This window comes from Leucothrix pacifica (assembly GCF_003172875.1).
In the GTDB taxonomy this organism is placed as follows: Bacteria; Pseudomonadota; Gammaproteobacteria; order Thiotrichales; family Thiotrichaceae; genus Leucothrix; species Leucothrix pacifica.
Genome location: NZ_QGKM01000012.1, coordinates 1 through 13,024, shown reverse-complemented (window position 1 = coordinate 13,024; position 13,024 = coordinate 1). Strand labels below are relative to the sequence as shown.

Annotated in this window: 13 protein-coding genes; 4 read left to right on the top strand and 9 right to left on the bottom strand. The window is 46.4% G+C overall.

What is annotated here, in order from left to right; all coding sequences use genetic code 11:
• Nucleotides 1–15: 15 nt before the first annotated feature.
• The 3 genes from DKW60_RS05995 to acuR all read right to left on the bottom strand — a co-directional run bounded on the left by DKW60_RS05995 (nt 16) and on the right by acuR (nt 2,683).
• Nucleotides 16–804: a 3-hydroxybutyrate dehydrogenase gene (locus tag DKW60_RS05995; RefSeq protein ID WP_109836768.1), complete on the bottom strand. Its 789-nt coding sequence runs from the start codon at nt 802–804 to the stop codon at nt 16–18.
• A 179-nt stretch (nt 805–983) separates the two neighbouring features.
• Nucleotides 984–1,967, bottom strand: coding sequence for an acrylyl-CoA reductase (NADPH) (gene acuI / locus DKW60_RS05990; protein ID WP_109836767.1), 984 nt, complete (start codon nt 1,965–1,967; stop codon nt 984–986).
• An 83-nt stretch (nt 1,968–2,050) separates the two neighbouring features.
• Nucleotides 2,051–2,683 carry an acrylate utilization transcriptional regulator AcuR gene (acuR, locus tag DKW60_RS05985; RefSeq protein ID WP_109836766.1) on the bottom strand — a complete coding sequence of 211 codons (633 nt, stop codon included), beginning with the start codon at nt 2,681–2,683 and terminating at the stop codon, nt 2,051–2,053.
• A 107-nt stretch (nt 2,684–2,790) separates the two neighbouring features.
• On the opposite strand from acuR, the gene DKW60_RS05980 reads away from it, so the two are divergent.
• Nucleotides 2,791–4,089 carry a hypothetical protein gene (locus DKW60_RS05980; RefSeq protein ID WP_146203437.1) on the top strand — a complete coding sequence of 433 codons (1,299 nt, stop codon included), beginning with the start codon at nt 2,791–2,793 and terminating at the stop codon, nt 4,087–4,089.
• Between the two features lie 65 nt (nt 4,090–4,154).
• Here the strand turns inward: DKW60_RS05980 and DKW60_RS05975 are convergent, their stop codons facing one another.
• Both DKW60_RS05975 and DKW60_RS05970 read right to left on the bottom strand, forming a co-directional pair.
• Nucleotides 4,155–4,931, bottom strand: a complete 777-nt coding sequence (locus tag DKW60_RS05975) for a ferredoxin--NADP reductase (protein ID WP_109836764.1) — start codon at nt 4,929–4,931, stop codon at nt 4,155–4,157.
• An 85-nt stretch (nt 4,932–5,016) separates the two neighbouring features.
• A complete protein-coding gene (locus DKW60_RS05970; protein ID WP_181389597.1) occupies nt 5,017–5,979 on the bottom strand; it encodes a ChaN family lipoprotein in 963 nt (320 codons plus the stop codon).
• 140 nt (nt 5,980–6,119) lie between these two features.
• On the opposite strand from DKW60_RS05970, the gene DKW60_RS05965 reads away from it, so the two are divergent.
• A complete protein-coding gene (locus DKW60_RS05965) occupies nt 6,120–6,995 on the top strand; it encodes a hydroxymethylglutaryl-CoA lyase (protein WP_109836762.1) in 876 nt (291 codons plus the stop codon).
• A gap of 89 nt (nt 6,996–7,084) precedes the next feature.
• Nucleotides 7,085–7,234, top strand: coding sequence for a hypothetical protein (locus DKW60_RS23615; RefSeq protein ID WP_181389596.1), 150 nt, complete (start codon nt 7,085–7,087; stop codon nt 7,232–7,234).
• An 84-nt stretch (nt 7,235–7,318) separates the two neighbouring features.
• Here the strand turns inward: DKW60_RS23615 and DKW60_RS05960 are convergent, their stop codons facing one another.
• Nucleotides 7,319–7,837, bottom strand: coding sequence for a cupin domain-containing protein (locus DKW60_RS05960; protein WP_109836761.1), 519 nt, complete (start codon nt 7,835–7,837; stop codon nt 7,319–7,321).
• Entirely contained in the window at nt 7,834–8,322 is a 489-nt protein-coding gene (locus DKW60_RS05955) for a ProQ/FINO family protein (protein ID WP_109836760.1), read from the bottom strand. Before DKW60_RS05955 ends, DKW60_RS05960 begins: the two co-directional genes overlap by 4 nt.
• 150 nt (nt 8,323–8,472) lie before the next feature.
• Here DKW60_RS05955 and DKW60_RS05950 point away from each other — a divergent pair, with 150 nt between their 5' ends.
• The gene (locus DKW60_RS05950; protein ID WP_109836759.1) at nt 8,473–9,600 is read left to right on the top strand and encodes a CaiB/BaiF CoA transferase family protein; all 1,128 of its coding nucleotides are present in this window, start codon (nt 8,473–8,475) and stop codon (nt 9,598–9,600) included.
• On the opposite strand, the gene DKW60_RS05945 is transcribed toward DKW60_RS05950, so the two are convergent.
• Nucleotides 9,597–12,566, bottom strand: a complete 2,970-nt coding sequence (locus DKW60_RS05945; RefSeq protein ID WP_109836758.1) for a type I restriction endonuclease subunit R — start codon at nt 12,564–12,566, stop codon at nt 9,597–9,599. The two genes, DKW60_RS05950 and DKW60_RS05945, sit on opposite strands and share 4 nt — an antisense overlap.
• A gap of 1 nt (nt 12,567) precedes the next feature.
• A complete protein-coding gene (locus DKW60_RS05940; protein ID WP_109836757.1) occupies nt 12,568–12,936 on the bottom strand; it encodes a restriction endonuclease subunit S in 369 nt (122 codons plus the stop codon).
• Nucleotides 12,937–13,024 lie beyond the last annotated feature (88 nt).

The following is a 13,024-nucleotide window of genomic DNA, read 5'->3' as shown; positions in this document are numbered from 1 at the left end:
ACTATAGAGCGCACATTATCGCGCAATCCACCCGCCATCAATCGACTGCATGGACCCGGTAACGCCACTTGCGTCATCTGTACAAAGAAATGTGGTAAACGCGGCAACTTGCTCAATGGATACAAACTGCTTCGTGGGCTGACCGGCTAGCATCACATCATTAATCACCTGCTCTTCCGTCATGCCACGTGCCTTAGCGGTATCAGGGATTTGCTTTTCAACCAGTGGCGTCCACACATAGCCCGGACAAATAGCATTAACCGTTACACCCTCTTCTGCCGCTTCCAGCGCAACTGTTTTAGTCAGGCCCGCTATACCATGTTTGGCCGCGACATAGGCTGATTTATAAGGAGAGGCTACCAAGGCGTGTGCCGAGGCAATATTCACAATACGGCCCCACTTATTTTTCTTCATCGCAGGAAGGGCTAACCGAATAGTGTGGAATGAAGCGGTAAGATTCAGCGCAATAATCATATCCCAGCGCGCTACGGGAAAATCTTCAATGGGAGAGACAAACTGCATACCAGCATTATTGACCAGAATGTCAATCGGACCAGTTTCATCAGGGATAGACGACATCATTGCTTCAATTTGAGCAACATCGGTAAGGTCAGCACCATAATATTTAACGGTTACACCATGCTCAGACTCCAACGCACTGCGTTGTGCCTCAATCTGTTCTGCATCACCAAAACCATTCAAGGCGATATTCGCGCCCTGTGATGCTAGCTCTTTAGCAATACCCAGACCGATACCACTCGTCGAGCCGGTGACTAGTGCTGTTTTTCCTGAAAATTTACTCATGATTATGCTTCCGTTAACCGTTGAATGATCGTCGTATGACAAGGAATATTATTTGTCACAGAGTCTACCAACAGCACTCAATAAAGCAAAAGCAAATAAACGGAAAGCTTAGACACAACAATCTCCGTAAACGAATAATGAGAATGTCGTGCCTGAGCGTTACTTAGGGCAAATTTCAGTTAAGCGGTGCAATCGACAACAACACGACCACGCACTTTCCCCGCTAATAAGTCTGTCGCCACTTCCACACAGTCATTCAGTGTGATTTCACGTGTGTTTTCTGCCAGTTTATCCATATCCAGTAAGTTAGCTAACTGAGTCCAGGCTTCAATACGCTTTTCCAGCGGTGCATTAACACTGTCGATGCCAATCAGGCGCACACCACGTAAAATAAATGGAGCAACCGTTGCTGGGAAATCCATGCCCTGCGCCAGACCACAAGCAGTGACTACGCCACCATAACGGGTTGAAGCACACACATTCGCGAGCGTGTGACTACCAACACTATCAACAGCACCTGCCCAACGCTCACGAGCCAGAGGCTTACCAGGTGATGAGAACTCATCACGATGAATCACCTCAGTCGCACCTAAAGACTTCAGGTAATCAGTCTCCTCCAGGCGACCAGTTGAGGCCACCACGGTATAGCCTAACTTGGACAACAACAACGTGGCGATACTGCCCACCCCACCGTTAGCACCAGTAACAATAATCTCTCCGTCTTCTGGCTTCACACCTTGGTCTTGTAGACCCATCACACACAACATTGCAGTATATCCGGCAGTACCGATAGACATGGCTTGCTTTGCTGACACAGACTCAGGCAAGGCGACTAACCAATCACCATTGACTCTGGCCTGCTCTGCCAAACCACCCCAATGAGACTCACCAACACCCCAACCATTCAAAATTACTTTATCGCCAACAGACCAAGCCTGGTGATTACTCTCAACAACCTCAGCCGCAAAATCAATTCCCGGCACCATCGGAAACTTTCGCACTACCGGTGCTTTACCGGTAATTGCCAGGCCATCTTTGTAGTTCAGCGTGGAGTACAGTACTTTAACCCGTACATCACCTTCTGGTAGTTGAGACTCTTCAATTTCATTAAGTCCAACCTGTAATCCATCATCATTTTTGTCGATCAGTAACGCTTTAAACATGGGAAACCCTCTCATTGTGTATCAATAATTTAGACCAATCGTCTATAAATAAACGCGTGTTTTGGTCGCATTGAATGTGTTGCTTAGCGACAAAGTCGCATGAAATACTGGATAAATAATCGTATCGGTTGCTCTGAAATTTCCAGCTTTGATTTCAGAATAGCTCCTTCCCAACCGATCCAGAAAAAAGCGGACAACGCTTTCGTGTCTTCGTCTTTTGATAACTCACCTGCTTCCTGAGCGGCTTGCAGGAGCAGCCCTAAACGCATTTGCCAATTCAGAAAAACAGAGTCCAGCTGCACACGATATGCAGGCGGTAATGAACCTAGCTCTTGGCCAAGATTACCAATCAGACAGCCACGTTTAAATTTATGTTTTTGCATACCGTGGCATGCTTCGTCAACAAAGGACTGTAGTCGCTGCATTGGGGACAGCTGTTCGTTATTGAAATTTCGATCGAGTTTATTCGCAAAATACTGGGCATATTCAGTAATGACAGCTTCTCCGAATGCTTCTTTACTTTGGAAGTAATGATAGAAAGAGCCTTTCGGCACTTTCTCCTGACGCAAAATCTCATCCAAGCCTGAACTGCTAAACCCCTTCTCCGTAAACACTTCGATACCCTGACGTATCAAACGTTGCCGTGTTTCTTCCGGTGAATAACCGTTTTTCGGAGGTCGCCCCCTGCGTACTGGATTAGTCTGTTTCTGAGTCATCTTTTATTTATAGACCGATCGTCTACAATTGTCAACCTATCATTACTTTACGTCTGTGTATGACAGGACTACACTGCCAATTTAAACCAACCCGAGCGTAGTCTTCTGTGACTCTCAATATACTTCCTTCAACACATTGGCGTTCAACGTTGGGCGGTTGGTTGATCCTGCTGTTTGCGATAATCGCACTAACGCTAATTACTCATCATCAAGCCTTGTCATACACCGGACTCATGGCAGCCGTTGCTGTTATTTTGTTACCAACAACACTCAGTAAAACGCTACTCTGGCAGTGCGGGCTCATGCTAGGTATTGGGTTTTCACTGCTGATCTGGATGCATTTTTTAGGTGACGATGTGCCCTGGTTAGACGCCTTAAATAGCAATATTCCGTTGCTAATACTCTTTACCTCCGTCAGCTTTCTAAGAGTACTCCCGGTCACACCTGCAGCACAAAAACAACGCACTGGCCCAGCCGCTTTTGTTCAAACACTGCTCGGCACACACCTGTTAGCGGCGATCATCAATATGAGTGCCAGTATTGTAGTAGCAGACTACTTAAATAAAGACAGCAGCCTAAGTAAAACACTGGCGATTTTAACCATGCGAGCCGTTTGTATCGCCGCATACTGGTCACCATTCTTTGGCGCTATGGCAACCGTCCTGCACTACCTGCCAGACATCGATATTTTGTCATTATGGATTTACAGCATACCGCTGACTCTCATTGCCTTGACCATCAGTTTCTTTGAAGCCAAACATACCGACCCGGAGCATCTGACAACGTTTAAAGGCTACCCCATTGGAATCGGACCACTGCTGCTTCCTCTGAGTCTCTTAATCAGCGCATTAGTAGCTCGCCTAATCTGGCCAGATGTGGCGATGGTTTTACTGGTCTCTATCTCTGCCTTACTCATTCCTTGCCTGTTTCTGATTAAGCGACAGGGAGTAATTCAAAGCACCAGAAGTATTACCAGACACGTCAGTGTTGGTTTAGGGAATTTACGGGGGGAGTTTTTATTGTTTATCAGTGCGGGCGTACTGGGTTACGGAGGCACCGCACTCCTTAAGCATTACCCGCCGCTATTGCCTTTCGAAACATTTGATGCCGGAGTTGCCAGCTTATTATTGCTACTGCTATTGGCCGTAGCGATGCTGGGGGCGCATGTTTTGGTGGGGATTTCCGTGACCGCGCCGGTTATTTTAAGTACTGATCCTGACACGACGTTATTAGCACTTTGTTATCTGTCAGCGTGGTCTATTGCCGCCGTCATGAGTCCATTTTCCGGATTGTCATTATTTTTCAAAGGGCATTACCAGTTAAGTCTGGCGAAGATGTTTAGCTATCACTGGCGCTTTGGACTTATTATGACTCTGGCAGCAATGATAGCGTTTTACATGGTGTAACCGTTTAATGAACCATGGAGTAGCAGCGCCTTAACCGCGCTACTCCACTGAATATTGACGTTCTGTCATCGCTCAACGAAGGCCCGCTCAATCACGTAGTCACCCTGCACACCGATTTTTGGACTAATCTCAAAACCAAGCTCATTCAACATATCGCAGGTATCCTGAAGCATGGCAGGACTTCCGCAGACCATGGCGCGATCTGTTTCCGGATTCAGCTGTGGCAGGCCTAAGTCTTTACACAACTTTCCGGACTTCACCAAATCAGTCAAACGACCCTGATTACGGAATGGCTCTCTGGTCACCGCGGGGTAATAGCACAGTTTATCGCTGATCAGCTCGCCCAGATATTCATGGTTTTTCAGGCCTTCCGACAACCAGTCATAATAACCAAGCTCACTTAAGAATCGCACACCGTGAAATACCACGACCTTCTCAAATCGCTCATACACTTCCGGGTCTTTGATAATACTGAGAAACGGCGCCAAACCGGTTCCCGTGGCAAACAGGAATAAATGCTTACCCGGCCTTAAGTCATCAGGCACTAGCGTACCGGTCGGTTTAGAGCCTATTAAAACATCATCACCTATTTTTAAGTGTTGTAAACGGGATGTCAGCGCACCATTCGGCGCTTTGATGCTGTAAAACTCCAGATACTCATCAAAATTGGAACTGGCAATACTGTACGCACGCATCAACGGACGCGGCTCGTCTTCCAGACCAATCATGATGAACTCACCATTGCGGAAGCGCAAACCGTCATCTCTGGTGGTCTTAAAACTAAACAGCGTGTCATTCCAATGCTTTACTTCGGTTACCGTTTCCGTGGCGTACTTAGCCATTCTTATTCCTAGTGTGTGATTGTGTGTGTGCAGTGACTATGGCGACAAAAGCGCGCTATTTCAAGAATCCATAGCTAACCGTAGACTATTCGCAGACCTTACGTCTGGCCTGGCTAAACATTGATTTAAACGCAGCGGAGCGTTCAGCATCATTGGCATATTGATCTGGCAGTGGTTTTAGTAAGTAGACGTAATCACCTTTATCATAGGGAATGTTCTTGGACTTATCTGCATTCAATCTCACTGGGCTAATCACCTTGATCTTTATATCCGGCAAACGCTGCTTTAGTAAGGCTACCGTACCTAAATGATTATCGCTGTGAAAAGCGCCATTCATATGAATAAGCTGATGATCCGGGTTCTGTTTTAGCGCCTTCACAATGGATTCTGCCATCGTATTATCACGACTCAACTGCGCTAAATAACTATTACTCAAGGCAGACTGGGCTTTACTGGTCGCGCCTGAGGGTGCATGCATTACTTTTTGAAACGCAGCCTGATAATCCACATCATTTAAAAAAGCCTGCTTTGCTAACTGCTGGCGACGCTCCAGCTTAATCTTGCTTAGGTAAGACTCCCCTTGCCTGCCAATGCAGCGAACAATGTCAGCAGGTGCATTCGCAGCAATCACGGGAGAGTTATGTTGCTTGGCAAACTCAACCAGAGGACGATAAGACGCCTTGTAATTCGGCCAGGCACTGGCAGTCTTTATCAATGCAACCTCACCAATCTCTCCCTTCAGATACTGATTCAATTCAGCTTGCTTATCCGTGCTAAATTGCTCAAGCGACAGTATTTGTTTTGGCTGCGAGGTATGTAGTGCCGCCTGTAACTGAGCCTGCAACCAGTGAGACGCATGGTTACCGTGATATTCACCAATAAAAACAACATCCGCATCACGTAAAGCTTTTGCTGTTTGCTGCAGAGAAACCCGCTTCTTTGAGGAACTCTCGTAAATCGCCACATCATACAACGTGGCAAGCCTTACTGAATTCATTGGCTGCGTAGCGCTCTTTTTAGTGGCAGGCATCAGTGTACAAGCAGTCATAAAGGCACTACTCAGGATTAATAAAAGCCGTACTTTCATCATAAGGAAAGGTCCAATTTCGCAAGATTTCAGAGTACTATAACCCTCTATGTTCTTGCATGCATCACGCTGCCACAACAACAAAATTTTATGAGGAAGTCATGAGCGATAAAAACGTTACCATTTTTGAGATGGGGCCACGAGATGGTTTGCAAAATGAAAAAGTAATGATCCCGACGGCTCAAAAAATCGAATTGATCAATCGCTTGTCAGAAACAGGCCTAACAAAAATTGAAGCAGCCAGCTTTGTATCTCCCAAATGGGTACCGCAAATGGCAGATGGAGCCGATGTTCTGGCGGGCATTCATCGCAATAGCAAGATCACTTACTCAGCACTAACCCCTAACCTTAAAGGCTATGAGCGAGCCAAGGCAGCTAACGCTGATGAAATCGCGATCTTTGCCTCTGCCTCAGAAGGCTTCAGCCAACACAACATAAACTGTAGCATCGAAGAGAGTATTCAACGCTTTGAGCCGATTATGGAGCTGGCTAAACAAGACGGAATACCCGTTCGCGGCTATGTGTCTTGCATCGTAGAGTGTCCTTACGACGGCGCAGTCGATCCCGCCAGCGTCGCCAGTACCACCGCTCGTTTAATAGCACTAGGTTGCTATGAAGTGTCACTCGGCGACACCATCGGCAGAGCAAAACCCGATGAAATAACACGCATGCTGGAAGCAGTCCTCACCCGTGTTGCGGCAGACCAACTAGCCGGTCACTACCATGACACCAGCAACCTTGCGCTAGATAATATCCAGGCGAGTTTAGATCTAGGTATTCGAACCTTTGACTCAGCTGTCGGTGGGTTGGGTGGTTGCCCCTATGCACCTGGCGCTAAAGGCAATGTCTCAACCGATGCAGTGGTGCAACTACTGCACAAACTAGGCTATCACACCGGAATAGATACAGAAAAACTAGCCTCAGTCAGCCAGTACATCCTATCCATCAAACAGCAGATACAGGCATCGCAGCAATAATTTTTTATAAAATTGATATGTATCAAGGAAGCGATTCCCAGCTCACGATAAGCTGACTCCATCACTTAATTAACGATGGAGTCACACTCATGGACTTTTTATTCAGTCAAACCGGAATTCTTAGCATTGTCACATTGGCCGCTATTTTTGGTGGTATGGGATGGTTCATCTACAAGATGTATACGCTTTCAGCTAAGCCTGCTGTTCCATTACAAGACCAGAGCAAACACGCTCACTAACATCAAAACGGCAGTGTACCAGTAGTACCAGCGCATTTTGTCGGTGGTTATTCACCCGATGTTATCGGCAAAATGAGCTGGTCTTTATTCGCGCGTGAGGGAGTGAATCACTTCAGCATGTTGCGGATAAGACTGCAGCAGCACCTCACGTTTTGGTGCATCAAAATCTACAAACTCAAAGCCCGGTGAAACCGAACAAGCAACCAGAGAAAATGAATCCCTTGCGGACTCAATAACATTGGAAGCAAACAAGTGGCCACGTGGAATGGTCAGCTGGAAACGCTCCCCAGCATCAAAATCTCTTCCCAAACGGTGTGCCGTGTAATTTCCCGCCAAATCAATTTCATGAACGATCAGTGGGCTACCTTCATAAAAGTGCCAGATCTCTTCCTGTTGAATGCGATGAAATGCCGAGAACTCATCACTTTTTAGCAAATAATAAATTGAAGTTGCGAAGCATCGTTCGCCAGCGAATCTTGCAGGCAGTGCCGCTCGCTTGATAGTTTCATCGGACCGGTACACCTCATTATACCAACCACCCTCTTCTGGCAATGGCACTAACTTCAGCGCTTCGATCCACTGTTCAGCGGTTTTGGTACTCAAGACTCCAGTGATTCCATGGCGCGTCTGGCATGATCACGCTCTTCCGGCAGAATCTCACCGTCTTCAGTGCCATCCAACTTAAAACGCACACCACCACGCGCTACATTCTGTAAGTAACTTTTGTGATGTGTATGACGGTGCAGTAGTTTTTTTACCGCGCGCTTACTAATCTCAACGCCCTGGGTTTCTATAAAGGCAGCAATCTGCTCATCAATACCACGCGCCAATGGTCGGCGGCGACGCCATACTGAAAATGTCTCAGCAAGCAAACGCTTGAGCTCACGTGACTGACGCTCAGACGGAGATAATTTACTGTCTTTAATCGCCTTTTTCTGTGCCGCAGACTGCATTTTTATCACGCGCTTGCGACCTCTGACTGACTCTGTCACGTCATCATTAATCTCTTCGGAATGACTCGCTTCAGCGGCCTTAGCCTTTGGTTTTCTTTTTAGTGTGAGCGTTTTTCTTGGCTTATCTTCGGTCATTGTAAACAACCCTGAATCCTTGATTCCATTCGTGAATATTGATTATATCAAACTTTGAATTAAGATCTTCTTACAAATCATACAATAATGCCACTTCATACGTGAAAATCACTGTTTTATCGATTTTGAGCATCAGCAAACGAGAACTTTATGAGCGGACCACTGAAAAATCTAAAAGTGATAGAAATGACAGGTCTCGGCCCATGCCCACTGGCAGGGCAACTACTGGCAGACTTGGGCGCCGAGGTCATAGTGATTGATCGTAACAGTGCCGCTGCCGACCCTACAGATATTAATCGGCGCAATAAACGATCCATTGCCCTGAATCTAAAGTCTGCCCAAGGCCTAAAAATTGCCAAACAGCTCATCGCTACCGCAGACATCCTCATTGAAGGTTTCCGACCTGGAGTAATGGAAAAGCTTGGTCTTAGCCCTGAGATACTTCACAAGCAAAATCAGGGACTTATTTACGGTCGAATGACGGGCTGGGGGCAAACTGGTCCACTGGCACAAACAGCTGGCCATGACATTAACTACCTCTCAATCACTGGCGCGCTCAATGCCATTGGTAAAGATAAACAAGCCCCGATCCCACCTTTAAATTTAGTAGCAGACTATGGCGGTGGGACTATGTTTTTGTTGTTCGGCGTGCTGTCCGCAGTGTTTGAACGCAGTCAATCCAGCAAAGGTCAGGTAGTTGATGCCGCTATGGTCGATGGCGTTCCTGCCATGATGGGATTGATCCATAGTTGGTTCGCCCAGCAGTCATGGACGACTCAGCGAGAGAGTAATTTATTGGATGGTGCTGCGCCGTTTTATCGCTGCTATGAAACGGCTGATGAGAAATTTATTTCCGTTGGGCCACTGGAGCCACACTTTTTTACTGAATTGGTGAAATTAAGTGGATTGGATGAAGCAGAGATCGCCACGCAATATCAGCAGGAAAAATGGCCGGATAAACGAGAGACTTATCAAACGATATTTAAAACTAAAACACGCGAACAGTGGATGCAGATTTTTGACAGTACTGATGCCTGCGTTGCCCCGGTGCTTGATTTTGATGAAGTGGAGACGCATCCACATAATGCTGAGCGTGGGAATTTTATTCGGGTGGGTGGCGTGTTGCAGGCAGCGCCAGCGCCTAGGTTTGGTCGTACGGCAACCGTCACACCGAAGAGTCCTAAAGCGCCAGGAGCGGATGGACAGAATATTTTACGGGAATTGGGCTATCAGCCAGATGATATTGATACTCTCAAGAATGATGGCGCAATTACTTAATAATACTCCCTGATATACCCATAAGCCCGATCAAACAACACCTGATCCTTGTGCAGCTTATACTTCAACAGCGCCTTACGCAGTGACTTCTGCACCTCGCGCTCACCCGCTGTCGAGTTCTGCCAACCCGGAAAGCGCACCACCCGAACAATCGCATCAATATCCGTCACTATGCGCTCCACAACCACTGGTGTTTGATCCGTCTTCATCTCTAAAAACAAATCGGTCAGTGCAGATTTTGGCGTTTTCTCCTGAAGTTCAGCTGCGAGTGCTTTTTCTGCTTGTACCGTTTCTTTAGCAATTTTACAAAGCTCTTTAACAAAGTCGATTGACGCGATCAGGCCCAACTCCGCTTTATTTCGTAGCTCCTCTAGGCGCTCACTCAAAGACTTAAACTTAGGATCACCCGTATGTTTCTTAAAGCGTTCTAGCAACACTTTTTCAAGCTGCTTAGCTTGCTTAGAGTTTGGGTTACTTGCGATCTCCTCAATCACATCCGCATCTAGTACAAACTCATCTAAAGTATGCACCTCACCCACATGCACATTTTCATGAATCAACTGCGTCGTCTGAGCACCCAGTGTCATCCAAAGCAGCTTACCGATATTATCCGAAGCTGGTTTTACCGACTCAAAGACTTGCGCTAACCACCGATAATCCTGCGTGTATTCATCCAAAATACGATCAGGCGATAAAGACTCCCACAGCTTAGACAAATACTTAAAGTCAGCAGCAAACGCATCTTTCTTATCATCACCCTTAATCGCATTCTGCGCCGCTTCTAAACCTTCAAAGCCTTCCAGCGTTCTATCGACACCTGCGAAGTGAGATAGAGCATCTAGCATCGCTTGAGGTAATTTATCACGTAGCTCAGATAGATTGGTCACTACCTGCTTGACGCTTTCCTCGTCAAACTCCAACGCCTTCGCCGCATCATCAAAAATACCAAAGTAATCCACGATGCGACCGAAGTTCTTATTGGGATACAGTCGGTTAGTACGACAAATTGCTTGCAGCAAAGTATGATCTTTTAAGGACTTATCTAAATACAAGGTCTGCAAAATCGGTGCATCAAAGCCCGTTAGCAATTTCGCCGTCACGATAATAAATTTAAGCGCAGAGTCCTTATCGTTAAACTCATCAACAATTGCTTCTTGCTGCGTTTTATCAACCGCCCACTTCTGCTTAAACTCAGGCGCATCATTCGCTGTGGTTGAGATAACCACACGACTCGCATCCTCGGGGAAATACTTATCTAACTCCTCTTTATACTGCACACAGGCATAACGGTCTGGCGTGACAATCATGCCCTTAAAGCCATGCGGCGCGACCTTCTCGTTAAAGTGCGATGCAATGTCTTTAACAATCTTCTCTATACGCTCTGGAGACTTGAGAAATGCCGCCATTTTTGCAGATTTTTGGTTAAGCGCATCCGCTTCTTCATCGGTCAATGCGGCTGAGGCTTTAAACTCAGCAAACGCTTTATCCAAGGCCTCTTTATCCACATGCACATCAATCAAGCGTGGTTCAAAGTGCAAGCGTAGTGTCGCTTCATCGCGTATCGAATCCTGAAAGGTGTAACGCGACATATACCCGCCAGGGTCATCTTCACCACCAAAGGCCCAGAAAGTATTTTTGTCCGCTTTATTCACTGGCGTACCTGTGAGTCCAAACAAAAATGCATTCGGTAAGGCTGCGCGCATTTGTCGTCCTAAATCACCTTCTTGGGTTCGGTGTGCCTCATCCACCATGACGATAATGTTTTCCCGCGTATTCATATCCGGCGGCGCATCACGGAATTTGTGAATGGTCGAGATAATAATTTTACGGGTGTCACGCTCCAACAAAGTGTGGAGGTCTCTCATGCTGTCGGTGGTTTCAACATTAGCAATATCGGCCGCGTTAAAGGTGCCGCTAATTTGCGTATCAAGGTCGGTTCTATCCACCAAGACAATGACGGTTGGACTTTTCAGCGCTGGTGCGCGGCGTAGCTTTTGTGCGGCAAACACCATCAATAAAGACTTACCTGAACCCTGAAAGTGCCAGATAAGCCCTTTTTTAACCTTGCCCTCAGTGACACGGTCAACAATCTTATTCGCGCCTTCGTACTGCTGAAAACGCGGAATAATCTTAATACGCTGCTTTTTCTTACTGGTCGTAAACAAGGAGAAGTTACGCATAATATCCAACAAGCGCGACGGTTTTAGCAAGTCGTTTAACTCTTTCCCAACCTCCCCTAAACCAAGGCTTTTTGCTATCTGCTCTTCGTCATTTTCTAAACGCCACGGCGCCCAAAATTCGAGTGGGCAACGTACCGCACCGTAAAACAGCTCTTTGCCTTCAGTCGCGAACGATAAAATATTCGGTACAAACAACTGCGGCACTGCGTTTTCGTAAATATCGTGTATCTCATGCGCGCCATCTAACCAACTCACCGAGGGGCGTATCGGTGTTTTTGCTTCTCCCACAACCACGGGAATACCGTTAATGAGCAACACCACATCTGGGATTTTGGTTTCGCGGTGATGAATGCGGAACTGCTGAGTCACCACATATTGGTTATTAGTGAAGTTATCGAAGTCCAATAAACACACCGGCACATGGCGGTTGTTCTCGCCAAATGGCATGGTCTTTTCACCCGTTAACCACTTGAAAAACTCTTCGTTGGCTTTGACTAAACCAATCTGATTGACTGAAATAAGAATCGCACGGAGCTTGTAAATCACCTCATCTGCCAAGTCAGGATTGGCCGCGATTTCTGGGTTTAGGCGAACCAGTGCTTGCTTTACATGTGACTCAACCAGCACTTCATTAATACCGCGACCGAGTTGGTCGGCGGTTTGGAATTGCCACTGTCCGCTGTAGGGAAGTAACTCGCTTTCACTGACTGTAGTGTCGTTGAGGTTTACACCCGTTAGTTGGTGGATGATGTAATGCTCAACGGCGTTTAGTTCAGTGAAAGCCATGTTAGAACACCTGATTGATTAGAGATTGTTTAAGCAGTCTTGAAGCGGCCACAGAAGCTATAAACTCATCTTTGATCTTACGATGTGAATTAATCAATTCAACAAATTTTTTCTGTGTTCCTAGAGACGGTTTAGGGACTGGTGTGCTATACAATTCGTCACTAGCTAATCTTTTAGTACCATGAGTAGTAGTAGTAACCTTGCTAAGAATTTTTCCCTTTATGTATTGCAGGTAAAACAGTAAATACTCAGGCAGAAAATCCTTAGAAACTTTTAGAGCTCGCATATCTTGATTGAAAGCAACAGGGACAGTGTTGATAGCAACAGGGACAGTGTTGATAGCAACAGGAAAGGAGTGAGCCAATATCATGCCCCGAACTAAGTACCTACCTAAAAGTTATGCAGTACTTTTCACCAACACCTTCCAAAATAGCTGACAGTTCACCCTTTAACACGTC